The organism is Pedobacter sp. 01N416 (assembly GCF_056399685.1).
Map to the genome: position 1 here is coordinate 1 of NZ_JBFTRT010001106.1, position 452 is coordinate 452.

Genomic DNA, 452 nt, shown 5'->3' on the forward strand with positions numbered 1-452 from the left:
ATTGTTTAGTGATGCAGTAACTAAAAACAAAATGGTTGATAAATCGCCAAATGTGAATATTTACGAAAATGAAACTGCGTATGTAATTGAGTTGGCTGCTCCAGGTTTAAAGAAAGAAGATTTTCAGATCAATTTAAAAAAAGATACCCTTTCTGTTTGGGCAGAAGTTAAAAAAGACGAAACTCAGGTAGCTAAAGATTTTACACGTAAAGAATTTGATTATAGCTCATTTGCTAGATCATTTAATTTACCTGATAGTGCCGATGGTGATAATATTACTGCTGAATACAAAGACGGTATTTTATCGATCAATATTAATAAAAAAGACGATGCTAAATTACAACATAAAGAAATTGTAGTATCGTAATAAAGATATTCTCGAGAGAGGATTTTTCATAATAGTTTAGTTTTTTTTCAAAGGTTATGAATCTTGCATCAGCTGAGTTTATGGT

1 protein-coding gene is annotated in these 452 nt (G+C 30.1%); it reads left to right on the forward strand.

What is annotated here, in order from left to right:
* On the forward strand, window positions 1-367 hold a 367-nt coding region (locus tag AC1DND_RS29450; RefSeq protein ID WP_477586581.1), incomplete at its 5' end, for an Hsp20/alpha crystallin family protein.
* Window positions 368-452 lie beyond the last annotated feature (85 nt).